28 protein-coding genes are annotated in these 25,809 nt (G+C 59.9%); 10 read left to right on the top strand and 18 right to left on the bottom strand.

Annotation, left to right across the window (positions count from 1 at the left end; genetic code table 11):
* Positions 1 to 40: 40 nt before the first annotated feature.
* The 5 genes from hflD to KGA83_RS05590 form a co-directional block, all read right to left on the bottom strand.
* Positions 41 to 664, bottom strand: coding sequence for a high frequency lysogenization protein HflD (gene hflD, locus KGA83_RS05610; RefSeq protein ID WP_108217855.1), 624 nt, complete (start codon positions 662 to 664; stop codon positions 41 to 43).
* Entirely contained in the window at positions 661 to 1,794 is a 1,134-nt protein-coding gene (gene mnmA, locus KGA83_RS05605; protein WP_108217856.1) for a tRNA 2-thiouridine(34) synthase MnmA, read from the bottom strand. Before mnmA ends, hflD begins: the two co-directional genes overlap by 4 nt.
* Positions 1,795 to 1,853: 59 nt before the next feature.
* Positions 1,854 to 2,300, bottom strand: coding sequence for an NUDIX hydrolase (locus tag KGA83_RS05600; RefSeq protein ID WP_108217857.1), 447 nt, complete (start codon positions 2,298 to 2,300; stop codon positions 1,854 to 1,856).
* Between the two features lie 198 nt (positions 2,301 to 2,498).
* Positions 2,499 to 4,724 carry an NADP-dependent isocitrate dehydrogenase gene (locus KGA83_RS05595; RefSeq protein WP_223528981.1) on the bottom strand — a complete coding sequence of 742 codons (2,226 nt, stop codon included), beginning with the start codon at positions 4,722 to 4,724 and terminating at the stop codon, positions 2,499 to 2,501.
* 339 nt (positions 4,725 to 5,063) lie between these two features.
* The gene (locus KGA83_RS05590; RefSeq protein ID WP_177413231.1) at positions 5,064 to 5,231 is read right to left on the bottom strand and encodes a hypothetical protein; all 168 of its coding nucleotides are present in this window, start codon (positions 5,229 to 5,231) and stop codon (positions 5,064 to 5,066) included.
* Between KGA83_RS05590 and icd the strand changes: the two genes are divergently transcribed.
* The gene (gene icd, locus KGA83_RS05585) at positions 5,230 to 6,486 is read left to right on the top strand and encodes an NADP-dependent isocitrate dehydrogenase (RefSeq protein WP_057399856.1); all 1,257 of its coding nucleotides are present in this window, start codon (positions 5,230 to 5,232) and stop codon (positions 6,484 to 6,486) included. The genes KGA83_RS05590 and icd overlap by 2 nt on opposite strands.
* A gap of 80 nt (positions 6,487 to 6,566) precedes the next feature.
* On the opposite strand, the gene cspD is transcribed toward icd, so the two are convergent.
* A complete protein-coding gene (cspD, locus tag KGA83_RS05580; RefSeq protein ID WP_108217859.1) occupies positions 6,567 to 6,821 on the bottom strand; it encodes a cold shock domain-containing protein CspD in 255 nt (84 codons plus the stop codon).
* Positions 6,822 to 7,045: 224 nt separating this feature from the next.
* Between cspD and clpS the strand changes: the two genes are divergently transcribed.
* Both clpS and clpA read left to right on the top strand, forming a co-directional pair.
* Positions 7,046 to 7,408 carry an ATP-dependent Clp protease adapter ClpS gene (gene clpS / locus KGA83_RS05575; RefSeq protein ID WP_032829596.1) on the top strand — a complete coding sequence of 121 codons (363 nt, stop codon included), beginning with the start codon at positions 7,046 to 7,048 and terminating at the stop codon, positions 7,406 to 7,408.
* Positions 7,409 to 7,438: 30 nt separating this feature from the next.
* A complete protein-coding gene (gene clpA, locus KGA83_RS05570; protein ID WP_108217860.1) occupies positions 7,439 to 9,709 on the top strand; it encodes an ATP-dependent Clp protease ATP-binding subunit ClpA in 2,271 nt (756 codons plus the stop codon).
* 329 nt (positions 9,710 to 10,038) lie between these two features.
* On the opposite strand, the gene infA is transcribed toward clpA, so the two are convergent.
* From infA to trxB, 4 genes are all read right to left on the bottom strand, one after another.
* A complete protein-coding gene (infA, locus tag KGA83_RS05565) occupies positions 10,039 to 10,257 on the bottom strand; it encodes a translation initiation factor IF-1 (RefSeq protein ID WP_002553999.1) in 219 nt (72 codons plus the stop codon).
* A 111-nt stretch (positions 10,258 to 10,368) separates the two neighbouring features.
* Positions 10,369 to 11,076 carry an arginyltransferase gene (locus KGA83_RS05560; protein ID WP_108217861.1) on the bottom strand — a complete coding sequence of 236 codons (708 nt, stop codon included), beginning with the start codon at positions 11,074 to 11,076 and terminating at the stop codon, positions 10,369 to 10,371.
* Positions 11,077 to 11,133: 57 nt separating this feature from the next.
* On the bottom strand, positions 11,134 to 11,814 hold the full coding sequence (gene aat, locus KGA83_RS05555; RefSeq protein ID WP_108217862.1) for a leucyl/phenylalanyl-tRNA--protein transferase: 681 nt from the start codon (positions 11,812 to 11,814) through the stop codon (positions 11,134 to 11,136).
* 62 nt (positions 11,815 to 11,876) lie between these two features.
* Entirely contained in the window at positions 11,877 to 12,836 is a 960-nt protein-coding gene (trxB, locus tag KGA83_RS05550; protein ID WP_108217863.1) for a thioredoxin-disulfide reductase, read from the bottom strand.
* A gap of 306 nt (positions 12,837 to 13,142) precedes the next feature.
* Between trxB and KGA83_RS05545 the strand changes: the two genes are divergently transcribed.
* From KGA83_RS05545 to cysG, 6 genes are all read left to right on the top strand, one after another.
* Positions 13,143 to 15,554, top strand: coding sequence for a DNA translocase FtsK (locus KGA83_RS05545; RefSeq protein ID WP_108217864.1), 2,412 nt, complete (start codon positions 13,143 to 13,145; stop codon positions 15,552 to 15,554).
* Positions 15,555 to 15,621: 67 nt separating this feature from the next.
* Entirely contained in the window at positions 15,622 to 16,245 is a 624-nt protein-coding gene (gene lolA / locus KGA83_RS05540; protein WP_057399851.1) for an outer membrane lipoprotein chaperone LolA, read from the top strand.
* Positions 16,246 to 16,396: 151 nt separating this feature from the next.
* Entirely contained in the window at positions 16,397 to 17,719 is a 1,323-nt protein-coding gene (locus KGA83_RS05535; RefSeq protein WP_095943730.1) for a replication-associated recombination protein A, read from the top strand.
* Positions 17,719 to 18,093: a fluoride efflux transporter CrcB gene (crcB, locus tag KGA83_RS05530; RefSeq protein WP_108217866.1), complete on the top strand. Its 375-nt coding sequence runs from the start codon at positions 17,719 to 17,721 to the stop codon at positions 18,091 to 18,093. The genes KGA83_RS05535 and crcB overlap by 1 nt, the downstream gene beginning before the upstream one ends.
* Before the next feature lie 16 nt (positions 18,094 to 18,109).
* Positions 18,110 to 19,390, top strand: coding sequence for a serine--tRNA ligase (gene serS, locus KGA83_RS05525; protein ID WP_108217867.1), 1,281 nt, complete (start codon positions 18,110 to 18,112; stop codon positions 19,388 to 19,390).
* Positions 19,391 to 20,785 (top strand): siroheme synthase CysG, encoded by a 1,395-nt coding sequence (gene cysG, locus KGA83_RS05520; protein ID WP_108217868.1) that lies wholly within the window; start codon positions 19,391 to 19,393, stop codon positions 20,783 to 20,785.
* Between the two features lie 115 nt (positions 20,786 to 20,900).
* Here cysG and KGA83_RS05515 read toward each other — a convergent pair whose 3' ends face one another.
* The 8 genes from KGA83_RS05515 to KGA83_RS05480 all read right to left on the bottom strand — a co-directional run bounded on the left by KGA83_RS05515 (position 20,901) and on the right by KGA83_RS05480 (position 25,199).
* Positions 20,901 to 21,902 carry a glutathione S-transferase family protein gene (locus KGA83_RS05515; RefSeq protein WP_223528978.1) on the bottom strand — a complete coding sequence of 334 codons (1,002 nt, stop codon included), beginning with the start codon at positions 21,900 to 21,902 and terminating at the stop codon, positions 20,901 to 20,903.
* 91 nt (positions 21,903 to 21,993) lie between these two features.
* The gene (locus tag KGA83_RS05510; protein WP_223528975.1) at positions 21,994 to 22,995 is read right to left on the bottom strand and encodes a glycosyl transferase family protein; all 1,002 of its coding nucleotides are present in this window, start codon (positions 22,993 to 22,995) and stop codon (positions 21,994 to 21,996) included.
* A complete protein-coding gene (locus tag KGA83_RS05505; protein WP_108217871.1) occupies positions 22,992 to 23,327 on the bottom strand; it encodes a TusE/DsrC/DsvC family sulfur relay protein in 336 nt (111 codons plus the stop codon). The genes KGA83_RS05510 and KGA83_RS05505 overlap by 4 nt, the downstream gene beginning before the upstream one ends.
* Positions 23,324 to 23,617: a sulfurtransferase complex subunit TusB gene (tusB, locus tag KGA83_RS05500; RefSeq protein WP_108217872.1), complete on the bottom strand. Its 294-nt coding sequence runs from the start codon at positions 23,615 to 23,617 to the stop codon at positions 23,324 to 23,326. The genes KGA83_RS05505 and tusB overlap by 4 nt, the downstream gene beginning before the upstream one ends.
* Positions 23,617 to 23,979 (bottom strand): sulfurtransferase complex subunit TusC, encoded by a 363-nt coding sequence (gene tusC / locus KGA83_RS05495; protein WP_108217873.1) that lies wholly within the window; start codon positions 23,977 to 23,979, stop codon positions 23,617 to 23,619. Before tusC ends, tusB begins: the two co-directional genes overlap by 1 nt.
* Before the next feature lies 1 nt (position 23,980).
* Positions 23,981 to 24,373, bottom strand: a complete 393-nt coding sequence (gene tusD / locus KGA83_RS05490; protein WP_108218114.1) for a sulfurtransferase complex subunit TusD — start codon at positions 24,371 to 24,373, stop codon at positions 23,981 to 23,983.
* 227 nt (positions 24,374 to 24,600) lie between these two features.
* Complete coding sequence (locus KGA83_RS05485) at positions 24,601 to 24,930, bottom strand: DUF6388 family protein (protein WP_108217874.1); 330 nt, start codon at positions 24,928 to 24,930, stop codon at positions 24,601 to 24,603.
* Positions 24,931 to 24,950: 20 nt separating this feature from the next.
* Complete coding sequence (locus KGA83_RS05480; protein WP_008049352.1) at positions 24,951 to 25,199, bottom strand: hypothetical protein; 249 nt, start codon at positions 25,197 to 25,199, stop codon at positions 24,951 to 24,953.
* A 148-nt stretch (positions 25,200 to 25,347) separates the two neighbouring features.
* On the opposite strand from KGA83_RS05480, the gene KGA83_RS05475 reads away from it, so the two are divergent.
* Positions 25,348 to 25,698 carry a hypothetical protein gene (locus KGA83_RS05475; RefSeq protein ID WP_108217876.1) on the top strand — a complete coding sequence of 117 codons (351 nt, stop codon included), beginning with the start codon at positions 25,348 to 25,350 and terminating at the stop codon, positions 25,696 to 25,698.
* Positions 25,699 to 25,809: the final 111 nt, after the last annotated feature.

The raw sequence follows: 25,809 nt of genomic DNA, 5'->3' as shown, positions 1-25,809 counted from the left end.
TATTACGCGTATTGCTATGTTCGGTATCTGTCGATACGGGTTATTCGTTACGCATCAACGGGTAAAGCTCTTTGAGCAATTTGCGGCGGCTGATCACCAGTTGCCAGCGATGACCGCCCAATTGCCGCCACAGGCGGGCCGAACGGATGCCGGCCAGCAGCAGGGCACGAATTTTCGAGGCATTGCTCGGTTGTTGCAGGTTGCGCATGTCGCCGTGCACCTGGATGCGTTGGCGCAGGGTGCTCAGGGTGTCCTGATACAGCGCGCCGCAGGCGGCGATCACGTTTTCGTGGGCCGGGCCGAAGTGTTCGACCTGGGACTGGATCTGCGGCAGACGCTTGCCGATCACGTCGAGCATGTCGTTGCGCTTTGCCAGCTGACGCTCAAGGCCGAGCATGGCCAGGGCATAACGCAGCGGTTCGCGCTGCAGGGCGCTTGGGTCGCGTTCGAGGGCGCCGATCAGCGCGCGGTAGCCTTCACGCAGGTTGATGTCGTCGCCGCCGTAGACTTCCAGAGTGTCCTTGGGGTCGCGGATCAGCAGGCTACCGAGCATGCAGGTCAGTCCGGCTTCGTTGGTCTGGCCGGACTTGGCAATCCTGTCCACCAGCACGGCGGCGAGAAACACGCCGCCCAGTGCTGTCAGTTGCTCCTGAATCGGGTTCATAGGGCCTGGCCCTTGCTCGTCCACGGCTGCGCTACTTCAATCACGCCGCCGCCGAGGCAGATTTCACCGTCGTAGAACACCACGGACTGGCCCGGAGTGACCGCGCGTTGCGGATCATCGAAGGTTGCGCGATAACCCGTGGCGGTTTTTTCAAGGGTGCACGGCTGGTCGCTCTGGCGATAACGAACCTTGGCGGTCAGCTTGCGTGGCTGGCTCAGATCGATCGGGTTGACCCAGTAGATATCGGAAGCGAGCAGGGCGCGGGAGAACAGCCACGGGTGATCGTTGCCCTGGCCAACGATCAGTTCGTTGTGTTCCAGGTCCTTGACCAGCACGTACCACGGTTCATCGCTGGCATCTTTCAGCCCGCCAATGCCCAGGCCCTGGCGCTGGCCGATGGTGTGGTACATCAGGCCGTGGTGACGGCCGATGACTTCACCTTCGGTGGTCTTGATCTCGCCCGGTTGCGCTGGCAGGTACTGCTTGAGGAAGTCGCTGAAGCGGCGCTCGCCGATAAAGCAGATCCCGGTGGAATCCTTTTTCTTCGCGGTCGCCAGCTCGTATTTCTCGGCAATGGCGCGCACTTGCGGTTTTTCCAGCTCGCCAACCGGGAACAGGGTCTTGGCGATCTGTTCACCGCCGACGGCGTGCAGGAAGTAGCTCTGGTCCTTGTTCGGGTCCAGGCCCTTGAGCAGTTCGGTGCGACCGTCGATGTCGCGGCGACGCACGTAGTGGCCGGTGGCGATCAGGTCGGCACCGAGCATCATGGCGTAGTCGAGGAACGCCTTGAACTTGATTTCACGGTTGCACAGGATGTCCGGGTTTGGCGTGCGTCCGGCCTTGTATTCGGCCAGGAAATGCTCGAACACGTTGTCCCAGTACTCGGCGGCGAAGTTGGCGGTGTGCAGCTTGATGCCAATCTTGTCACACACGGCCTGAGCATCCGCCAGGTCATCCATGGCGGTGCAGTATTCGGTTCCATCGTCTTCTTCCCAGTTCTTCATGAACAGGCCTTCCACCTCATAGCCCTGCTCGATCAGCAGGAGGGCGGAAACGGAAGAGTCCACGCCGCCGGACATACCGACAATGACGCGCTTCTTTTGTGTGTCAGAAGGGGCTGGGTCACGCATAGGGATTCAATGAGTGTCTTGAAAAAGGACGCGATTCTATCAGGCTGGAGCCTGCATGGCTAAAGAGAAGGACGGATCAATTCGAGGCCGAAGTTCTGGCCTGCCAGATAGTCGTCGATGCAGCGGATGATCAGCTCGCTGCGCCAGTTGTCGCGCTGCTCGATTAATTCCTCGCGGGTCAACCACTTGGCGCCGACGATGCCGTCGTCCAGTTGATAATCCGCGTGGTGTTTCAGTGGTTTGGCGATAAAGCAGACCCGCTGGTAGGTCACGCCGTTGCTCGGGGCGGTGTAGAGGTAAATGCCCAGTACGCCGGTCGGTTGGACGTCCCAGCCGGTTTCCTCGAGGGTTTCGCGAATGGCGGCTTCGGTCAGGGTTTCGTTCGGGTCCAGGTGGCCGGCGGGCTGGTTGAGCACCACACGCCCGTGCTTGAGTTCTTCGACCATCAGGAAGCGACCGTTGTCTTCGACGATGGTGGCGACGGTGATGTGGGGTTTCCAGTCCATGAGATGTCCTCAAATTCCAAAGTTGAAACACAGTCCAATGTAGGAGTGAGCCTGCTCGCGATGGCGGTATGTCAGTGACATCAATATTGGCTGACATGACGCTATCGCGAGCAGGCTCACTCCTACAATGGGTTTGTGTGAATTCTGAAAACACAAACCCCGGCACGGGGCCGGGGTTTGTGGTGCTTCCTTACAACCTTACGCCAGCGCAGCTACCGCCGCGTTGAAGGTTGCGCTTGGGCGCATGGCCTTGCTGATCAGCTCGGCGTCGGCGTGGTAGTAACCGCCGATGTCCACTGGCTTGCCCTGAACGGCGTTGAGTTCGGCAACGATGGTCGCCTCGTTCTCGGTCAGGGTCTTGGCCAGGGTCGCGAACTGCGCTTGCAGTGCAGCGTCTTCGGTCTGGGCAGCCAGGGCTTGAGCCCAGTACAGCGCCAGGTAGAAGTGGCTGCCGCGGTTGTCGATGTTGCCGACTTTGCGCGATGGCGACTTGTTGTTGTCCAGGAACTGGCCGGTGGCCTGGTCCAGGGTCTTGGCCAGCACCAGCGCCTTAGGGTTGTTGTAGGTCACGCCCAGGTGTTCCAGGGACGCGGCCAGGGCCAGGAATTCACCCAGCGAATCCCAACGCAGGAAGTTTTCTTCCAGCAGCTGCTGAACGTGCTTCGGAGCCGAACCGCCGGCGCCGGTTTCGAACAGGCCACCGCCGTTCATCAACGGCACGATCGACAGCATCTTGGCGCTGGTGCCCAGTTCCATGATCGGGAACAGGTCGGTCAGGTAGTCGCGCAGTACGTTGCCGGTCACCGAAATAGTGTCCTTGCCTTCGCGGGTGCGCTGCAGGGTGTACTTCATCGCATCGACCGGCGCCATGATCTGGATGTCCAGGCCGGCAGTGTCGTGATCCTTCAGGTAAGCCTGAACTTTCTCGATCACTACGCCGTCGTGGGCGCGCATCGGGTCCAGCCAGAAAATCGCCGGGGTCGCACTTGCGCGAGCACGGTTGACGGCCAGTTTGACCCAGTCCTGGATCGGAGCGTCTTTGGTCTGGCACATGCGGAAGATGTCACCGGCCTCGACAGCCTGTTCCATCAGCAGGGTGCCCTTGCTGTCGGTGACGCGAACAACGCCGTCAGCCTTGATCTGGAAAGTCTTGTCGTGGGAGCCGTATTCTTCGGCTTTCTTCGCCATCAGGCCAACGTTCGGCACGCTGCCCATGGTGGTCGGATCGAACGCGCCGTTGGCCTTGCAGTCTTCGATCACAGCCTGGTAGATGGTCGCGTAGCAGCGATCCGGGATCACGGCCTTGGTGTCGTGCAGCAGGCCGTCGGTGCCCCACATCTTGCCGGAGTCACGGATCATCGCCGGCATCGAGGCGTCGACGATCACGTCGCTCGGCACGTGCAGGTTGGTGATGCCTTTGTCGGAGTTGACCATCGCCAGGGAAGGGCGAGCGGCGTAGACCGCCTGGATGTCAGCTTCGATGGCCGCTTGCTGTTCTGCAGGCAGGGCCTTGATGCGAGCGTACAGGTCGCCGATGCCGTTGTTCAGGTTGAAGCCGATCTGTGCCAGTACGTCAGCGTGCTTGGTCAGTGCGTCTTTATAGAACTCGGCAACGATCTGGCCGAACATGATCGGGTCGGAGACCTTCATCATGGTGGCTTTCAAGTGAACCGACAGCAGCACGCCTTGTGCCTTGGCGTCTTCGATTTCGGCCGCGATGAAGCTGCGCAGGGCGTTTTTGCTCAATACCGCGCAATCGAGGATCTCACCGGCTTGTACGCTGGTCTTTTCTTTCAGGACGGTGGCGGTGCCGTCTTGAGCGATCAGTTCGATTTTCACGGCGTCAGCGGCGTCGATCAGGGCGGCTTTTTCGCTGCCGTAGAAATCGCCGGTGTTCATGTGCGCGATGTGGGACTTGGAGTCCTTGGCCCACGCGCCCATTTTGTGCGGGTGCTTGCGTGCGTAGTTCTTGACCGACAGCGGCGCGCGACGGTCGGAGTTGCCTTCACGCAGAACCGGGTTCACGGCGCTGCCCTTGATCTTGTCGTAACGCGCCTTGGCTTCTTTGTCGGCGTCGCTGGTGACGGTCTCAGGGTAGTCCGGCAGTGCGAAGCCCTGGGCTTGCAGCTCTTTGATCGCGGCTTGCAATTGCGGAACCGAGGCGCTGATGTTCGGCAATTTGATGATGTTGGCTTCAGGCGTAACGGCCAGGGCGCCCAGTTCGGCGAGGTGGTCGGCTACGGCTTTGTCGCCCAGTTGCTCGGGGAAGCTGGCCAGGATGCGCCCTGCAAGAGAGATATCGCGGGTTTCAACGGCGATATCAGCCGAGGCGGTGAACGCCTCTACGATAGGCAACAGTGAATAGGTGGCGAGGGCAGGAGCTTCGTCGGTGAAGGTATAGATGATCTTCGAGCGGGTGGGCATATTCGGATTAACTCTCTCTTCTTTGCTAAAGCGTGCGCAGAAACTCGAGGGCGCCGGGTAAGCGCGTTCGTTCAAAGTCATCCATGAGCCGAATATCGAGGTTTCGTTGCTGTGATGTTGGGTGCATCAGTAGGGCGTCAAGTGGCCGGACTGCGATAACAGACCGGCTTTGGGCGCAAACGCTCGTCGCTTTTCATCAAGCGGCAGGCTGTTTTACCCGTCGTGACCCTTTGGTCAGCGGCGGCATTATACATAGGTAGCTGGCAATCTGCCGATGGTTCATACGCAACGAATGTCGTCCATTGGTCTAAAGGTCGCAGGGGCAAGTCGGGCGTAGAGTCATTCGTCGTGCTTGGTTTTGGCGCTTTTCCCTTTGCTTTCAGGCTTGTAGCTCGCCAGATGCAAGGCTTTGCCGCCGATGGGCGGAACATAGGGTTTGCGCGCCGATTCAACTGGGTTACGCTCGAACCAAGCCAGATGTTCAATCCAATCAATGGAGTTCAGCATGGGTTACAAGAAGATTCAGGTTCCAGCCGTCGGCGACAAAATCACCGTCAATGCAGACCATTCTCTCAATGTTCCTAATAACCCGATCATCCCCTTCATCGAAGGCGACGGCATTGGCGTCGACATCAGCCCGGTCATGATCAAGGTTGTCGATGCTGCTGTTAAGAAGGCTTACGGTGGCGAGCGCAAGATTTCCTGGATGGAGGTGTACGCCGGGGAGAAAGCGACTCAGGTTTACGATCAGGACACCTGGCTGCCTCAGGAAACCCTGGATGCGGTCAAGGACTACGTGGTTTCCATCAAGGGCCCGCTGACCACCCCGGTCGGTGGCGGCATCCGTTCCCTGAACGTGGCCCTGCGTCAGCAACTCGACCTGTACGTCTGCCTGCGCCCGGTGCGCTGGTTCGAAGGCGTGCCTAGCCCGGTCAAGAAGCCGGGCGATGTCGACATGACCATCTTCCGCGAGAACTCCGAAGACATCTACGCCGGCATCGAGTGGAAGGCCGGTACGCCGGAAGCCACCAAAGTCATCAAGTTCCTCAAAGAAGAAATGGGCGTGACCAAGATCCGTTTCGACGAGAACTGCGGCATCGGCGTCAAGCCGGTATCCCTGCAAGGCACCAAGCGTCTGGCGCGCAAGGCCCTGCAATATGTGGTCGACAACGACCGCGACTCGCTGACCATCGTGCACAAAGGCAACATCATGAAGTTCACCGAAGGTGCCTTCAAGGAGTGGGCCTACGAAGTGGCGGCTGAAGAGTTCGGCGCGACCCTGCTCGACGGCGGTCCGTGGATGCAGTTCAAGAACCCGAAAACCGGCAAGAACGTTGTCGTCAAGGATGCCATTGCCGACGCCATGCTCCAGCAAATCCTGCTGCGTCCGGCCGAGTACGATGTGATCGCGACCCTGAACCTGAACGGCGACTACCTCTCCGACGCCCTGGCGGCGGAAGTGGGTGGTATCGGTATCGCGCCGGGTGCCAACCTGTCCGACACCGTGGCCATGTTCGAAGCCACCCACGGTACGGCACCGAAGTACGCCGGCAAGGACCAGGTCAACCCGGGCTCGCTGATTCTCTCCGCTGAGATGATGCTGCGCCACATGGGCTGGACCGAAGCGGCCGACCTGATCATCAAGGGCACCAACGGCGCGATTTCCGCCAAGACCGTGACCTATGACTTCGAACGTCTGATGGAAGGTGCGAAGCTGGTGTCGTCTTCCGGTTTTGGTGATGCGCTGATCTCGCACATGTAAGAAAACGCAGGCACACAAAAACCGCCTGATTCAAGTATTTGAGTCAGGCGGTTTTTTTATGGCTGGTTGACGGTGCGGCGTTAAACCGTAACGGTCTGTTCAATGATGGGGGTGGTGGCCTTCGAAGCATCCACCGGGTTGCCGATGTTGACCGCGTGCAGGCCTTTGGGGCCCTGGATGATGTCGAATACGACAGCTTGCCCGGCTTTCAGGGTTTTATAGCCATCCATTTTAATGGCTGAGTAGTGGGCAAACAGGTCTTCTGTCTTGCCTTCCTCGTTGATGAATCCGTAACCCTTGGCGTTGTTGAACCACTTCACCTTGCCGACAGCCATACCCAACTCCCTCTGCAACAGACTCCATCACTGGAGTATCATCCAGTACATCCGCAGTCGAATCTGTAAATAAGATTGACTCCGCGGACCTTTTTTACCCACTGTGGGCTCTATTGTTTGTAACACCGTTTTGCCGATAGTCAAGCTGACCGGGCAGTCGGAGTTGAAAACGCTGATAGCCGCCCCCACCACTGTATTTGAACAACTGACGAACCTTTCTTTCCATGCATGCAATCAGCCAGATTCGACTAACATTCAATCAGGATCGCCCTGATTTACACGACGACGATTCCACGGGCATTGCTGTTCAGGAGGCAAAGCCTGCACTACAGGCGCCGCCGATGTACAAGGTGGTTTTGTTCAACGATGACTACACACCGATGGATTTCGTCGTCGAAGTGCTCGAGGTGTTTTTTAACCTGAATCGCGAGCTGGCGACCAAGGTCATGCTGGCCGTCCACACAGAAGGACGGGCAGTATGTGGAGTGTTTACCCGCGACATCGCCGAGACCAAGGCCATGCAGGTCAACCAGTACGCCAGGGAAAGCCAGCATCCGCTACTCTGTGAAATCGAGAAGGACGGTTAATCGCCGACCACTTGGGTATGAGGTGAAGCTATGTTAAACCGCGAGCTCGAAGTCACCCTCAATCTTGCCTTCAAGGAAGCCCGTTCGAAGCGTCATGAGTTCATGACCGTCGAACACCTCTTGCTGGCCCTATTGGACAATGAGGCTGCCGCCACCGTTTTGCGTGCGTGCGGCGCAAACCTCGACAAACTCAAGCATGACCTGCAGGAGTTCATCGACTCCACCACGCCATTGATCCCCGTGCATGACGAGGATCGCGAAACCCAGCCAACCCTGGGCTTTCAGCGTGTCCTGCAGCGTGCTGTGTTTCACGTACAGAGCTCGGGCAAACGCGAAGTGACTGGTGCCAACGTGCTGGTCGCGATCTTCAGTGAGCAAGAGAGTCAGGCGGTGTTCCTGCTGAAACAGCAGAGCGTCGCCCGTATAGATGTCGTCAACTACATTGCCCACGGCATTTCCAAGGTGCCGGGGCATGGCGATCACTCTGAAGGTGAGCAAGATATGCAGGACGACGAGGGCGGTGAATCTTCTTCCTCGGGTAATCCCCTGGATGCTTATGCCAGCAACCTCAATGAGTTGGCGCGCCAGGGTCGTATCGATCCGTTGGTGGGGCGTGAGCTGGAAGTCGAGCGTGTCGCGCAGATCCTCGCGCGTCGGCGTAAAAACAATCCGCTGCTGGTGGGCGAGGCGGGCGTGGGTAAAACCGCGATTGCCGAAGGCCTGGCCAAGCGCATTGTCGACAACCAGGTGCCGGACCTGCTGGCCAACAGCGTGGTTTACTCCCTTGACCTGGGTGCCTTGCTGGCCGGTACCAAGTACCGTGGCGATTTCGAGAAGCGCTTCAAGGCGTTGCTCAATGAGCTGAAAAAACGTCCACAGGCGATCCTGTTCATCGACGAAATCCACACCATCATTGGTGCGGGTGCCGCGTCCGGTGGTGTCATGGATGCCTCGAACCTGCTCAAGCCGCTGCTGTCATCCGGTGATATCCGTTGCATCGGTTCGACCACCTTCCAGGAGTTCCGCGGCATCTTCGAGAAGGACCGTGCCTTGGCCCGGCGCTTCCAGAAGGTCGATGTGTCGGAGCCTTCCGTGGAAGACACCATTGGCATTCTGCGTGGCCTGAAGGGGCGTTTCGAGCTTCATCACAATATCGAATACAGTGATGAAGCCCTGCGCGCGGCTGCCGAACTGGCTTCGCGTTACATCAATGATCGTCACATGCCGGACAAGGCCATTGATGTCATTGATGAGGCGGGTGCCTATCAGCGTCTGCAGCCGGTGGAAATGCGCGTTAAACGCATCGAAGTGCCTCAGGTCGAGGACATCGTTGCGAAGATTGCGCGGATTCCACCAAAACACGTCACCAGCTCCGATAAAGAGCTGCTGCGTAACCTCGAGCGTGACCTGAAATTGACCGTGTTCGGTCAGGATGCCGCGATCGATTCGCTGGCAACCGCGATCAAGCTGTCCCGTGCCGGCCTCAAATCCCCTGACAAGCCTGTCGGTTCGTTCCTGTTCGCAGGGCCGACCGGTGTCGGTAAAACCGAAGCGGCACGTCAGTTGGCCAAGGCGTTGGGTGTCGAGCTGATTCGCTTCGACATGTCCGAATACATGGAGCGCCACACCGTATCGCGTCTGATCGGTGCGCCTCCAGGGTATGTCGGGTTCGATCAGGGTGGTCTGCTGACCGAAGCCATCACCAAGCAGCCACACTGCGTGCTGTTGCTCGATGAGATCGAGAAGGCGCATCCGGAAGTCTTCAACCTGCTGTTGCAGGTCATGGATCACGGTACATTGACCGATAACAATGGGCGCAAGGCGGATTTCCGTAACGTGATCGTCATCATGACGACCAACGCCGGTGCCGAGACTGCAGCTCGCGCTTCAATCGGTTTCACCTATCAGGATCACTCTTCCGATGCGATGGAAGTGATCAAGAAGAGCTTCACGCCGGAATTCCGCAACCGTCTGGACACCATCATCCAGTTTGGTCGCCTCAGCCATGAGGTCATCAAGAGTGTGGTGGACAAGTTCCTTACCGAGCTTCAGGCACAGTTGGAAGACAAGCGTGTGTTGCTGGAAGTCACCGATGCAGCCCGCAGCTGGCTGGCCGAAAGTGGTTACGACGCGGCGATGGGTGCTCGCCCAATGGCTCGCCTGATCCAGGACAAGATCAAGCGTCCGCTGGCGGAGGAGATTCTCTTTGGCGAACTGGCCGAACATGGCGGCGTGGTGCACATCGACATCAAGGACGGCGAGCTGACCTTCGAGTTCGAGACCACGGCCGAGATGGCCTGACGTTCAGAAGCAAAACAAAAAGGCGCCGAGAGGCGCCTTTTTGCTGCCTACACGCGAATCCCCTGTAGGAGCTGCCGCAGGCTGCGATCTTTTGATTTTGTTTTTTAAGATCAAAAGATCGCAGCCTGCGGCAGCTCCTACAGGGATGTTCTTCAAATCCCAGGCAAACAAAAACGCCCGGCATGAGCCGGGCGTTTTGTGTTGACTTGATTAGCGAGGGCTCTATCTCTGTAGGAGCGAGCTTGCTCGCGATGGTCGTCAACGATGTTGCGGGGAATCTGACTTGGCGCGGTGCTCTCAGGTTTTTCGCGAGCAAGCTCGCTCCTACCTTAGCGAGCGCGGTAAGTGATGCGCCCTTTGCTCAAGTCATAGGGCGTCAGCTCGACGCGCACTTTGTCGCCGGTAAGAATGCGGATGTAGTTCTTGCGCATCTTGCCGGAGATGTGCGCGGTTACGACGTGCCCATTTTCCAACTCCACACGAAACATGGTGTTGGGCAGGGTGTCGACGACAGTGCCTTCCATTTCGAAGCTGTCTTCTTTCGACATGCAGTAAAGCCCTCGGTGTCCAATGAATGGCCCGGTGCAACTGCGCCAGGCAAAAGCGGCGTGCATTGTGCCCGAAAAGTGGGGTTTAAGCCAAGGGGTTTAGGGCTGGCTCTAGTTTAGAACCACCCAGCGCTGATTAATCAGCAACTCAATGGGGCGATATTGAGTCTTGTAGTTCATCTTTTTGCAGTTTTTGATCCAGTAGCCCAGGTAGACCGCCTCCAGCCCCAGCCGGCCGGCCTCGGCGATTTGCCAGAGGATTGCGTAGCGCCCAAGGCTGCGACGCTCTTCGGCGGGCTCGTAGAAGGTGTAGACCGCCGAAAGACCGTTCGGCAGTAAATCGGTGACGGCGACGGCCAGCAGCCGGCCGTTCAGGCGAAATTCATAAAAGCGTGAAAACGGCAGGTCCCGCACCAGGAATGTCGAAAACTGGTCGCGACTTGGCGGGTACATGTCGCCATCGGCGTGACGCTGTTCGATATAGCGCTGGTAAAGGTCGAAGTACTCTTCGTTGAAGCGGGGCTTGGCGGGGCGCACCTGCAAATCCGCGTTGCGCTTGAAGATGCGTTTCTGTTGCCGGTTGGGCGTGAACTGTCCCACGGGAATACGCGCCGGAACGCATGCATTGCAATTCTGGCAATGCGGTCGGTAGAGATGGTCGCCACTGCGACGAAACCCCATCTCCGACAGGTCTGCATAGACATGCACATCCATGGGCTGACTAGGGTCGAGGAACAGGGTTGTGGCCTGTTCCCCGGGCAGATAACTGCAAGAGTGCGGCTGAGTGGCATAGAACTTCAAACGCGCCAACTCGGTCATGATCAACCCTCGGGATAATGCTTTTGAATAAGTGTAAGCCACACGGGCAAAAGTCGCTCAGCAAACCCAGGTGGCATGGTTGGGTTGGTCAAGGTGCCTGGCCAGATAATCGGCAAACTCGCGGCGCGCAATCGCCCGGGCGCCCAGGCTGTGCAAATGATCGGTGGGCATCTGGCAATCGATCAGTACGAAGCCTGAGTCTTTCAGATGCCTGACCAGTGTGGCAAAACCGAATTTCGAGGCGTTGTCAGCGAGGCTGAACATGGACTCGCCGAAAAACAGCTGGCCCATTGCCAGGCCATACAACCCGCCGACCAGTTCATCCCCGTCCCACACTTCCACCGAGTGCGCGTGTCCACGCCTGTGCAGCTCGATGTAGGCGTCCTGCATGGCTTCGGTGATCCAGGTGCCGTCGGCGTAATCCCGGGGGGCTGCACAGGCGCGGATGACGGCGGCGAAGTCCTGGTCAAAGGTCACTTGATAGCGTTGCTGGCGCAGCAGTTTGTTCAGGCTGCGCGAGACGTGCAATTCGTCGGGAAACAGAACCGTGCGCGGATCCGGCGACCACCAGAGAATCGGCTGGCCTTCAGAAAACCAGGGGAAGCAGCCGTGGCGATAAGCCGAGATCAGCCGATCGGCGGACAGATCGCCACCGGCAGCCAGAAGCCCGTTGGGGTCGCGCATGGCCTTTTCCAGCGGTGGGAAATGCAGGGTATTGCGTTGTAACCAAGTCAGCATGGCATCCGGGCTTGCAGAAGGGGAGGGCAGTGGCGGGTGTTGACCCGCCGTAAAGTTTGCCTTCAAACGGCAGGAATGTCGTCGAGGTATTTTTCGGCGTCCAGCGCCGCCATGCAACCAGCCCCGGCAGACGTAACGGCCTGGCGATAAACGTGGTCGGCTACGTCGCCGGCGGCAAACACGCCTGCAATCGCCGTAGCGGTGGCATCGCCTTCGCTGCCACCCTTGACCAGCAGATACCCGTTGCGCATCTCCAGTTGGCCCGTGAACAGGTCGGTGTTGGGTTTATGGCCGATGGCGATAAACACCCCGGCCAGCGGCAGTTCTCTGGTTTCGCCGGTGTGGCTGTCCCGCAGGCGGGCACCGGTCACGCCGCTGGCATCGCCGAGCACTTCATCCAGATTCTGGTTCCAGTGCAGGCGGATATTGCCGTTGGCGGCCTTTTCGGAGAGTTTGTCCTGGAGGATCTTCTCCGAGCGCAGCTTGTCGCGCCGATGGATCAGGTGCACTTCCTTGGCGATGTTCGACAGGTACAAAGCTTCCTCGACCGCAGTATTACCGCCACCGACCACCGCAACCACCTGATTGCGATAGAAAAATCCATCACAGGTCGCGCATGCCGAAACCCCTTTGCCAGCAAATTTTTCTTCCGACGGCAGACCCAGGTATTGCGCAGAAGCGCCGGTGGCAATGATCAGTGCGTCGCAGGTGTAAGTCGCGCCATCGCCGATCAGTTCGAACGGCCGTTGTTGCAACTTGGCGGTGTGGATGTGGTCGTAAACGATCTCGGTGGCAAAGCGCTCGGCGTGTTTTTGCATGCGGTCCATCAGGACCGGTCCGGTCAGGCCTTCGACGTCGCCTGGCCAGTTATCCACCTCGACGGTGGTGGTGAGCTGGCCACCTGCCTGTATGCCGGTAATGACAACGGGATTGAGGTTGGCGCGGGCGGCATAAACGGCTGCGCTGTAACCGGCAGGACCGGAGCCCAGGATAATCAGGCGTGAATGCTTCGCTTCGCTCATAAAAACACCTCATAAGCCTTTGTCACAAAAGAGAATGCATGCTCAAATTGAACGGCATGTCATGTGCTGTTGACTATGCTACACCCAAGGGGCTCAAGCATGGCGTCGTGCGTACAAACCCGTACAATGCCCTGCGTGTTACCTATATTCAGTGCGCGCCGTGTTTATAAAAACCTGAGCGTAGTGTTAAAAGTAGTCCCGGTAACACGTGTTAACTTTTTTACCTGCCTGGATTGGGCAGTTTTTTGGCAGTTTTTATAGTCTTTCAACAGATGGACGCGCCCATGGCGCAGGAAAAGAAGCGTTTTGAAGAAATCCACCGCAGCACCTAAACCAGCCGTCGTTCCGCTCTGGCGCCAGCACTTGCACTACCGACTCAAGGAAGGTGCGCTGATCGCCATCGGTGCCTTGTGCCTGTTCCTGATGATGGCCTTGTTGACCTATGGCAAGGATGATCCGGGCTGGAGTCATAACAGCAAGATCGACGACGTGCAGAACTTCGGCGGTCCAGCGGGCTCCTACAGCGCCGATATCCTGTTCATGGTGCTGGGTTACTTCGCCTACATCTTCCCGTTGCTGCTGGCCATCAAGGCGTACCAGATCTTCCGCCAACGTCACGAACCGTGGCAGTGGAGCGGCTGGCTGTTCTCCTGGCGCCTGATCGGCCTGGTGTTCCTGGTGCTGTCGGGTGCCGCTCTGGCCCATATCCATTTCCATGCCGCGACCGGTTTGCCGGCCGGTGCGGGCGGTGCGCTGGGTGAAAGCCTCGGCGACCTGGCCAGGAACGCCCTGAATATCCAGGGCAGCACGCTGTTGTTCATCGCGCTGTTCCTGTTCGGCCTGACCGTGTTTACCGACCTGTCGTGGTTCAAGGTCATGGACATCACGGGCAAGATCACCCTTGATCTGTTCGAGCTGTTCCAGGGCGCGGCCAATCGCTGGTGGGCGGCCCGTACCGAGCGCAAGCAACTGGTCGCCCAATTGCGTGAAGTCGACGACCGCATGGATGAGGTGGTTGCGCCGACCGTCACTGACAAACGCGAGCAGGCCAAGGTCAAGGAACGCCTGATCGAACGTGAGCAAGCCCTGAGCAAGCACATGTCCGAGCGCGAGAAACAGGTGCCGCCGGTGATTGCGCCCGCGCCGCCAAAGCCCGTCGCACCGAGCAAACGCGTCGAGAAAGAGAAACAGGCGCCGCTGTTCGTCGACAGCGCCGTGGAAGGCACCTTGCCGCCAATCTCGATTCTCGATCCCGCGGAAAAGAAACAACTCAATTACTCGCCTGAATCCCTGGCGGCGGTTGGCCACCTGCTGGAAATCAAGCTCAAGGAATTCGGCGTTGAAGTTACGGTGGATTCGATTCACCCGGGTCCGGTGATTACCCGTTACGAAATCCAGCCGGCGGCTGGCGTCAAGGTCAGCCGCATCTCCAACCTGGCCAAAGACCTGGCCCGTTCCCTGGCCGTGACCAGCGTGCGCGTGGTGGAAGTGATTCCGGGCAAGACCACGGTCGGTATCGAGATTCCCAACGAAGACCGGCAGATCGTGCGTTTCTCCGAGGTGTTGTCGACCCCCGAGTACGACAACTTCAAATCCCCGGTCACCCTGGCCCTGGGTCACGACATCGGCGGCAAGCCGGTCATCACCGACCTTGCGAAAATGCCGCACTTGCTGGTGGCCGGTACCACCGGTTCCGGTAAGTCGGTGGGTGTGAACGCCATGATCCTGTCGATCCTGTTCAAGTCAGGCCCGGAAGACGCCAAACTGATCATGATCGACCCGAAAATGTTGGAACTGTCGATCTACGAAGGCATTCCGCACCTGCTGTGCCCAGTGGTCACCGACATGAAGGACGCCGCCAACGCCCTGCGCTGGAGCGTCGCCGAAATGGAGCGACGCTACAAGCTGATGGCCAAGATGGGCGTGCGAAACCTGTCGGGCTTCAACGCCAAGGTCAAGGAAGCCCAGGACGCCGGCGAGCCGTTGAGCGATCCGCTGTACAAGCGCGAAAGCATCCACGACGAAGCGCCGCTCCTGCAAAAACTGCCGACCATCGTGGTGGTGGTCGACGAATTCGCCGACATGATGATGATCGTCGGCAAGAAGGTTGAAGAACTGATCGCCCGTATCGCGCAAAAGGCTCGTGCGGCCGGTATCCACCTGATCCTCGCGACCCAGCGTCCGTCGGTGGACGTGATCACCGGTCTGATCAAGGCCAACATCCCGACTCGTATGGCGTTCCAGGTATCGAGCAAGATCGACTCGCGGACCATCATCGACCAGGGCGGTGCCGAACAGCTGCTGGGCCACGGTGACATGTTGTACATGCCGCCGGGCACCAGCCTGCCGATTCGTGTTCACGGTGCATTCGTGTCCGACGATGAGGTTCACCGCGTGGTGGAAGCCTGGAAGCTGCGGGGCGCGCCGGAATACAACGACGACATCCTCAATGGTGTCGAGGAGGCGGGCAGCGGCTTCGAAGGCAGCAGCGGTGGCGGCGACGGTGACGATCCCGAGGCCGACGCGCTGTACGATGAAGCCGTGCAGTTCGTGCTGGAAAGCCGTCGCGCTTCCATTTCCGCGGTTCAGCGCAAGCTGAAGATCGGCTACAACCGCGCCGCGCGCATGATCGAAGCCATGGAAATGGCCGGGGTCGTGACGTCCATGAACACCAACGGTTCGCGTGAAGTCCTGGCTCCGGGCCCGGTGCGCGACTGACCCGAGCATGAAAGGGGGGGCGCCCATTGGCGTCGCCCGCACTCCCACGAATGTTATGAGGACTCCCATGCGTCTGATCCGCATGCTGTTGCTGCCGGTACTGGCTTTGACCACGCTCCAGGCTAACGCCGATGACAAGGACGTGGCGCGCTTGACCCAACTGCTGGAAAAATCCCAGACCCTGACTGCACGTTTCTCGCAACTGACCCTCGATGGCACCGGCACCCAGTTGCAGGAAACCGCCGGCGACATGTCCCTGCAGCGTCCAGGCCTGTTCTACTGGCACACCGACGCGCCGGCCGAGCAGACCATGATCTCCGATGGCAAGAAGGTCACCCTGTGGGACCCGGACCTGGAACAGGCCACCATCAAGAAGCTCGACCAGCGCCTGACCCAGACCCCAGCGTTGCTGCTGTCCGGTGACGTGTCCAAGATCAGCCAGAGCTTCGACATCAGCGCCAAGGAAGCCGGCGGCGTGATCGACTTCACCCTGAAGCCGAAAACCAAGGACACCCTGTTCGACAGCCTGCGCCTGTCGTTCCGCAATGGCCTGGTCAACGACATGCAGTTGATCGACAGCGTTGGTCAGCGCACCAATATCCTGTTCACCGGGGTGAAGGCCAACGAGCCGATCCCGGCCTCCAGGTTCAAGTTCGATATCCCTAAAGGGGCGGACGTAATTCAGGAATAAGTCACATAACCTTTGTAGGAGCGAGCTTGCTCGCGATAAACCCGAGCACGCCGCGGGGTGTCAGGTTTACAGCGTTATCGTTGGCGACCATCGCGAGCGAGCTCGCTCCTACAGGATCGGCATCGGACCCAGTGAGGTTTCAGAGGTAGTGATGGACCTGTTTCGCAGCACCCCCATCGCCCAGCCCTTGGCCGCCCGCCTGCGCGCGGCCAACCTGGACGAGTACGTCGGTCAGGAACACGTGCTCGCTCGCGGCAAGCCCTTGCGCGAAGCGCTGGAGCAGGGTGCCCTGCATTCGATGATTTTCTGGGGCCCGCCGGGCGTGGGCAAAACCACCCTGGCGCGATTGCTCGCGGAAGTCTCGGATGCGCACTTCGAAACGGTCTCGGCGGTACTGGCCGGGGTCAAGGAGATCCGCCAGTCGGTGGAAATCGCCAAGCAGCAGGCCGCGCAATACGGCCGCCGCACCATCCTGTTCGTCGACGAAGTGCATCGCTTCAACAAGTCCCAGCAGGATGCGTTCCTGCCGTACGTTGAAGACGGCACGCTGATTTTCATCGGCGCGACCACGGAAAACCCCTCGTTCGAACTCAACAACGCCTTGCTCTCCAGGGCACGCGTCTATGTGCTGAAAAGCCTCGACGAAGCAGCCCTGCGCAAACTGGTGCACCGCGCGCTGACCGAAGAGCGTGGCCTGGGCAAACGGAACCTGACCCTCAGCGACGAAGGCTTCCAGATGCTGCTGTCGGCCGCCGATGGCGATGGTCGGCGCCTGCTCAACCTCCTGGAAAACGCTTCGGACCTGGCGGAAGACAACAGCGAAATCGGCACCGAGCTCCTGCAAAGCCTGCTCGGCGATACCCGCCGGCGGTTCGACAAGGGCGGCGAAGCGTTCTATGACCAGATCTCCGCGCTGCATAAATCGGTGCGCGGCTCCAACCCCGATGGCGCGCTGTACTGGTTCGCGCGAATGATCGACGGCGGTTGCGACCCCTTGTACTTGGCCCGGCGCGTGGTGCGCATGGCCAGCGAAGACATCGGCAATGCCGACCCGCGCGCCCTGAGCCTGTGTCTGGCGGCGTGGGAGGTGCAGGAACGCCTTGGCAGCCCCGAAGGCGAACTTGCGGTGGCCCAGGCCATCACCTATCTGGCCTGCGCGCCGAAAAGCAACGCGGTGTACATGGGCTTCAAGACCGCACTGCGCGCCGCCGCCGAGCACGGTTCGCTGGAAGTGCCGCTGCACCTGCGCAACGCGCCGACCAAGCTTATGAAGCAGCTGGGCTACGGCGATGAATACCGCTATGCCCACGATGAGCCGGACGCCTATGCCGCTGGCGAAGACTATTTTCCGGAAGAACTCGACCCGATCCCGTTCTATCAACCGGTGCCCCGTGGCCTGGAGCTGAAAATCGGCGAGAAGCTCAATCACCTGGCAAAACTCGACCGTTTAAGCCCAAGGCAGCGGAGAAAATAGTGCTTCCACTGATTGTTGCGGTTTCCGTCGGCGGGATGGCCGGTACGTTATTGCGCTTTGCCACGGGCAACTGGATCAACGCGAATTGGCCGCGGCACTTCTATACCGCGACGCTGGCCGTTAATATCGTGGGCTGTTTGCTGATCGGCGTTCTATACGGTCTGTTTTTGATACGCCCGGAGGTGCCCATCGAGGTGCGTGCCGGGTTGGTCGTCGGCTTTCTCGGAGGGCTGACGACTTTTTCATCCTTTTCACTGGATACGGTGCGCCTGCTGGAAAGCGGGCAAGTGCCGCTGGCCTTGGGCTATGCGGCGCTCAGCGTATTCGGCGGGCTGCTTGCCACCTGGGCCGGCCTGTCCTTGACCAAACTTTGATAAACGAGAAACCGACATGCTCGATTCCAAACTGTTACGTAGCAACCTTCAGGACGTAGCGGACCGCCTGGCATCCCGTGGCTATGCCCTGGATGTTGCGCGCATCGAAGCGCTGGAAGAACAGCGCAAGACCGTCCAGACCCGCACCGAAGCACTGCAGGCTGAACGTAATGCGCGTTCCAAATCCATCGGTCAGGCCAAGCAGCGCGGTGAAGACATCGCGCCGCTGATGGCGGACGTCGAGCGCATGGCGGGCGAATTGAGCGCCGGTAAAGTCGAACTGGACGCGATCCAGACCGACCTGGACTCGATCCTGCTGGGTATCCCCAACCTGCCGCACGAATCCGTGCCGGTCGGCGAAGACGAAGACGGCAACGTCGAAGTGCGCCGCTGGGGCACGCCGACGGCCTTCGATTTCCCGGTTCAGGACCACGTGGCCCTGGGCGAGAAGTTCGGCTGGCTGGACTTTGAAACCGCCGCCAAACTGTCCGGCGCCCGTTTCGCCCTGCTGCGCGGCCCGATCGCCCGTCTGCACCGCGCCCTGGCGCAGTTCATGATCAACCTGCACGTCACCGAGCACGGCTACGAAGAGGCCTATACGCCTTATCTGGTCCAGGCACCGGCGCTGCAAGGCACCGGTCAACTGCCGAAGTTCGAAGAAGACCTGTTCAAGATCGCGCGCGAAGGCGAAGCCGACCTGTATCTGATCCCGACCGCTGAAGTGTCGCTGACCAACATCGTCGCCGGCGAAATCGTCGATTCGAAACTGCTGCCGATCAAATTCGTTGCCCACACCCCGTGCTTTCGCAGCGAAGCCGGCGCGTCGGGTCGCGATACCCGCGGCATGATCCGCCAGCACCAGTTCGACAAGGTCGAGATGGTGCAGATTGTCGAGCCATCGAAATCCATGGAAGCGCTGGAAGGCCTGACCGCCAACGCCGAGAAAGTCCTGCAACTGCTGGAACTGCCTTACCGCACCCTGGCCCTGTGCACCGGCGATATGGGCTTCAGCGCGGTCAAGACCTACGACCTGGAAGTGTGGATCCCGAGCCAGGACAAGTACCGTGAAATCTCGTCGTGCTCCAACTGTGGCGACTTCCAGGCCCGTCGCATGCAAGCGCGTTTCCGCAACCCGGAAACCGGCAAGCCGGAACTGGTGCACACCCTGAACGGCTCCGGCCTGGCAGTGGGTCGTACCCTGGTCGCGGTGCTGGAAAACTACCAGCAGGCTGACGGTTCGATCCGCGTACCCGACGTGCTGAAGCCGTACATGGGCGGCCTTGAGGTCATTGGCTAAATGAACTATCTGCCGCTGTTTCACAACCTGCGCGGCAGTCGTGTGTTGGTCGTCGGTGGGGGGGAAATTGCCTTGCGCAAATCCCGCCTGTTGGCCGATGCCGGTGCGCTGCTGCGGGTGGTTGCACCTGAAATCGAAGCACAACTGCGCGAACTGGTTGCCGGCAGCGGTGGCGAGTGCCTGTTGCGTGGTTACGCCGAAACGGACCTGGAAGGTTGCGGGCTGATCATTGCCGCCACCGACGACGAGGCGCTGAACGCACAAGTCTCCGCCGATGCCCATCGGCGTTGCGTGCCGGTCAACGTGGTGGACGCGCCGGCCCTGTGCAGCGTGATCTTCCCGGCCATCGTCGACCGTTCTCCGTTGATCATTGCAGTGTCCAGCGGCGGCGATGCGCCGGTGCTGGCACGCTTGATCCGTGCCAGGATCGAAACCTGGATTCCTTCCACCTACGGTCACCTGGCTGGTTTGGCGGCGCGTTTCCGTCATCAGGTCAAAGGCCTGTTTCCCGATGTGCAGCAGCGTCGGGCGTTCTGGGAAGATGTTTTCCAGGGCCCGATTGCCGACCGGCAACTGGCTGGGCAGGGCGCTGAAGCCGAGCGGTTGCTCCAGGCGAAAATCGATGGCGAAGCGCCAGTGGCGACCGGTGAGGTCTATCTGGTGGGCGCAGGCCCGGGCGATCCCGACCTGCTGACCTTCCGCGCCTTGCGTTTGATGCAGCAAGCCGACGTAGTGCTATACGACCGCCTGGTGGCGCCGGCGATCATCGAGTTGTGCCGCCGCGACGCCGAGCGGGTTTACGTCGGCAAGCGCCGTGCCGATCACGCGGTGCCACAGGATCAGATCAACCAGCAATTGGTGGATCTGGCCAGGCAAGGCAAGCGCGTGGTGCGATTGAAGGGCGGTGATCCGTTCATCTTCGGTCGTGGTGGTGAAGAGATCGAAGAACTGGCGGCCCAGGGCATCCCGTTCCAGGTCGTGCCGGGGATCACGGCGGCCAGCGGTTGCGCGGCCTACGCCGGGATTCCGCTGACTCACCGCGATTATGCGCAGTCGGTACGCTTTGTCACGGGGCACCTGAAGGACGGTTCCACCGATTTGCCCTGGGCCGATCTGGTGGCCCCGGCGCAAACCCTGGTGTTCTACATGGGGCTGGTGGGCTTGCCGATCATCTGCGAACAGTTGATCAAGCATGGTCGCGGTGCCGATACCCCGGCAGCGTTGATCCAGCAGGGCACCACGGTCAACCAGCGGGTGTTTACCGGCACCCTGGCAGACCTGCCACGCCTGGTAGCGGAGCATGAAGTGCATGCGCCGACATTGGTGATCGTGGGTGAAGTGGTGCAACTGCGCGAGAAACTGGCGTGGTTCGAAGGGGCTCAGGGGCAGGTCTGAAGATCGAGTTGCCCCCATCGCGAGCAAGCTCGCTCCCACAGGGATTTGTGTGCGACACAGATCCAATGTGGGAGCGAGCCTGCTCGCGATGGGGCCTTCAATGACACCGAAGTGCTCAGGCCTTGCGCCAAACCCCTTTCCCGCTCAACCGCTCCCGATCATGGGCCGCGGTGAAGTCCTGGGTCGGCCCTTTGGGCACCACACCCGTCGGGTTGATGGTGCGGTGGCTGGCGTAGTAGTGGTTCTTGATGTGGGTGAAGTCCACCGTCTCGGCCACCCCCGGCCACTGATAGATCTCGCGCAGCCAGTTCGACAGATTCGGATAATCGGCAATCCGCCGCAGATTGCACTTGAAGTGCCCGTAGTACACCGCATCGAAGCGAATCAGCGTGGTGAACAGGCGGATGTCTGCTTCGGTCAGGTACTCACCCGCCAGGTAACGGTTGGCACCCAGCAGCAGCTCCAGTCGGTCCAGCTCGGCAAACACATCATCGAACGCTTCTTCATAAGCCTGCTGTGACGTGGCAAACCCGGCGCGGTACACGCCATTGTTCACCGCCGGATAAATCCGCTCGTTCAACGCATCGATCTCACCGCGTAGCGGCGCCGGGTAGAAGTCCAGGTCGTTAGCGGTCAAATCGTCGAAGGCACTATTGAACATGCGGATGATTTCCGATGATTCATTGCTGACGATGCGCTTTTGCTGTTTGTCCCACAGTACCGGTACGGTGACGCGGCCGGTGTAGTCGGCGGTGTCGGCGGTGTAGCGCTGGTGCATGAAGTCGAAGTGATCGAGCTTGTCGCCGGTCGAACCCAGGTGCTGGTCGAAGGTCCAGCCGTTTTCCAGCATCAACCAACTGACCACCGAAACGTCGATCAGCTTTTCGAGGCCTTTGAGTTTGCGCAGGATCAGTGTGCGATGAGCCCACGGACAGGCCAGGGAAACGTACAGGTGATAGCGCCCGGGTTCGGCCGCAAAACCGCCGACGCCGGTCGGTCCCGGCTTGCCGTCAGCGGTCAACCAGTTGCGACGCTGCGCCTGTTCACGCTGGAACGCGCCGTCCTTGCTGCTTTCGTACCACTTGTCCTGCCAGCGGCCATCCACTAACAATCCCATGTTCAAGACTCCCGAAACCCATAATCGTTGGGGTTGAGTCTATTCCGATGAGTTCGAACAAAAAGCGCAAAGATCGGGCGTAAATGATCGATTAAATCGATTTGTCCCGCGCAGCCCAGTATTTTTCAGCGGTTTCGAAGGCCTGTTCGCGGGTCTGTCCGAGGCCACGCAGGGCCAGGGCCATGGTCGAGATCAAGGCCATTTGTGGGTAGCTGTCGACCTCATCGCCACGCCAGACCGCTTTCAAGTGCTCGGGATCGAGCGATACAGGTTTGACGTGACGCTGCGCCGACAACCGGGGCCATTCCTCATCCCAGCTCTCGCCGCCGGTGGTGCCGTACAGATGGCTGTCTGCGTCCGGGTTGACCTCGATTTCGCCGCCATCGCCCTTGATCACGATGGTGGTATCGCCGAGCAGTCCGCTGGCATCGCGATGCACGGCCTGATAACCCGGGTGGAAAATGCTCTGCAGGCCGCAACGCGCGCCCAGCGGATTGAGAATCCGCGCCAGCGAGTGGATCGGCGAGCGCAGGCCCAGGGTGTTGCGCAGGTCGATCATCCGTTGCAACTGTGGCGCCCAGTCCATCAAAGGCATGAACGCCAGGCCGCCGTTATCCAGTGCCGAGCCGACCTGTTGCCAGTTGCGGCACAGGGGGATGTTCAATTCGCCCAGCAGTTGCTCGCTGTACAAGCGGCCGGCCGTGTGGGCACCGCCGCCGTGCATGAAAATCCGCACGCCGTTTTGTGCCAGGCACTTGGCCGCCAACAGATACCACGGCAAGTGCCGCTTCTTGCCGGCGTAGGTCGGCCAATCCAGATCCACCGCCAGCGCCGGAGGATTCAGGCGTTCGCGCAATGCCTCGGTGAAGCCCGCCATCTCTTCCGCGCTTTCTTCCTTGTGCCGCAACAGCATCAGGAATGCGCCGAGTTGGGTTTGCTCGATCTTTTCATCGAGCACCATACCCATGGCCTCGCGGGCCTCGACCCGGGTCAGGTCACGGGCGCCGCGTTTGCCTTTGCCAAGGATCCGCACGAATTGGGCGAACGGATGTTCGGCAGGCGTTTCGAGGGTCAATGCTGGGTAATTGGTCATAAGCAATTCGTCGGTTTGGGCAGGCCCGCCAGTTTCGCGGCGAGTTTGGCGGGAGTGCCTTTGAACAGTCGGTTCAGGTGCAGGCTGTTGCCTTTTTCCGGGCCGAGTTTCAGGGCGGTGTACTTGATCAGCGGACGGGTGGCCGGCGACAGCTGGAATTCGGCGTAGAAACTGCGCAGCAGTTCGAGGACTTCCCAGTGATCGGGCGTCAACTCGATGTCTTCGGCAGCCGCCAGGGCACTGGCCACATCGGCGGACCAGTCACTCAGTTCGACCAGGAAACCGTCCTTGTCCAGCTCGATGGCGCGGGCGCCGACCGTCAATGCATTCATAGCCAACTGTTGACCTTGTCGTAGTGAATCGACAGTTCGACGAAGGCCGGGTAATCGATGGCGCGGGCCCAGTCTGGAACCGCAAGCGCACGGGCCTGGGCGTCTTCAGCCAGGACGAACAGCTTCAGGCCGCGTGCGCTGAGCGCCGTGAACGGTGCGGTGCCTGGCTGCAACGCATAGGCGGCATCTCCGGACAGCAGCAATCCGTCGTTGGCCCCGATCACGCGCAGGCAACTGGTCAGGCGTCCGTCGCCGAACGGGGATTGAGACAACACATGCAAAGTCGACATCAGAGGGTGATCACCTGGTCGTAACGGTCAATGAGGGCGGTGATTTCAGGGGCGGCCAACACCTGGGCTTCTTCCAGCGACAGGCCGCTGGGGTCCAGGCCGCGCTGGGTGATGCTGTCGCCGCAGGCGAACAGTTCCTCGACACCGAACATCGGCAGGGCTTGCAGATTGGCGCTCAGGTCTTTCTGTTGCAAGGCCTTGGCGTCCTGACCGGCGGCCAGCTGGAATACGCCGTCATCGAGAAACAACAGGCCAATCGGCAGATCGAAGGCACCCCCGGCCAGCACGATATCCAGTGCTTCCCGCGCGCCCGGGCCGGACCAGGGCGACTGGCGGCTGATGATCAACAAGGATTTGGCCATGTCATGCGCCTCCGAAACAGATCAGGCGGTCGGCATCCTGCGTCGCATCATGCAATTGGCCCAGGCCGGACAATTCCCACGGTGCACCGACGGCAACCGCCTCGCGCTGATAGCGCCTGGCTTCTTCCTCGTTCAACACGCCACGACGCAGCGCGGCGGCGATGCACACCACGCCATCGAGTCGATGGTCGCTGACAAAGGTGCGCCATTGCCTGGGCAAGTCCAGTTCATCCTGGGGCGTGACCACGCTGCCGGACGCGTTGTAGACGCCGTCCTGGTAGAAAAACAGCCGGACAATCTCATGCCCGCCGGCCAGCGCCGCTTGGGCGAACAGCAAGGCGCGGCGCGAGGAGGGCGCATGGGCGGCGGAAAACACGGCGATGGCGAACTTCATGACGGACTCGATCAGCGAAACTGCGGCCATGATAATGCTTTATCGACGGGGCGGCTAAAGTGATGTTGTCTGGGCGGCCGCCTTCGCGAGCAGGTTCGCTCCCACAAGGGGTTTGCGAGGTGCCAACGATTAGCGTTTCACCACAAAACCTGTGGGAGCGAGCCTGCTCGCGATGGCGGCCGAATAGTCGGTACAAAAATCTAAAGCGGATTGCCCAGAAACGAGGGTTACGGCTCTATTCCATACAAATCACAGTATTCCAGCCAATCCATACCGGCCATCTCCGCCACTTCCCGGTGCACTTCCCGGCGCTGCGTTTCGTAGTCTTCGGCCGTGGCAGCCGTCAGTTGCAGCGTCAGCTCCCAGGCGAACAATCCTAGCCGTTCTGCCTCGGCTTCGAAGGCCTCATGCAAGCGTTCGTCACGGTACTGCGCCGGGGTTTCGCCCTTGACCTGGGCCAGCAACGGGTTGAGATGATCGAGGTCGTGGCGCAACTCGGGGCGTTCGTCGAGAAACCGCTTCAGTGCCTGTTCATATTGTTGCTCGGTTGCCGCCATGGTCACTCCTTGAGTGGGGATTACGAAGACTGCTTCTTGCCGGCCTTGGCCGCTGCTGCCAGGCATTCGAGGGCAAACTGTTCGGTGTAGGTCATCTGGATCGGCGTGGTTTCGCCTTTGACGGTTCTTTCGCCGTCGAGGATGTAGCGAATCCGCTTGTCGGTGACACCGATTCGCTTGGCTATCCAGGAAGGCGTCTGACCGATCTGGCTGATCAGCTTGTCGGCATATTCAGTGCTCGGTTTGTAGAACTCGGCATTAGGTGTCATCAGATTTCCAGTCAGGGGTGCGATGGGGCGTTATTGGCGCGACAGGGTGCGCGAATCGTTGCGTGCTGTCGCGGTATAAATGCAGTAAAGCAGAACGATAGGGGCTGCCCGGGTGATAAAGTCCGCTTTTTCCTGATGAGTGAATGCAATGCGAATACTGATGGTGGCGCTGGCCGTGACGTTGCTGGCGGGATGCGCCGGCTCGGCGATGAACGATGCCCGCACCAAGGCCCCGTACAAGACCCTGAACTCGGAAAAACCGGCCAAAGACGTCGCCCAGTGCGTGCAGTTTTCCTGGCAGGACGAGGCCGTGTTCGGTGTCGATGCCGCTGCGTATCTGGAGCCTGGCGAGAAGGGTGGCACGACCGTTTATACCCGTTCGGCGGAGTCGTTCGTTGACGTGACCACTGATGCCTCGGGCACGACGTTGAGCTACTACGTCCAGAAGGATGATTTCGTGGCCAAACGCCGGTTGGCGGCGTTGGCGACTTGCCTGTGATTTGAAGGTTTATTGCATACCCTGTAGGAACGAGCCTGCTCGCGATAGCGGTAAGTCAGTCGACATCAATGTTGAATGACAGTCCGCCATCGCGAGCAGGCTCGCTCCTAC

Source organism: Pseudomonas sp. GL-R-19, assembly GCF_019956375.1.
Lineage (GTDB): Bacteria > Pseudomonadota > Gammaproteobacteria > Pseudomonadales > Pseudomonadaceae > Aquipseudomonas.
Note: the sequence above shows the minus strand (reverse complement) of the source record. Positions and strands in the feature narration are given on the sequence as shown.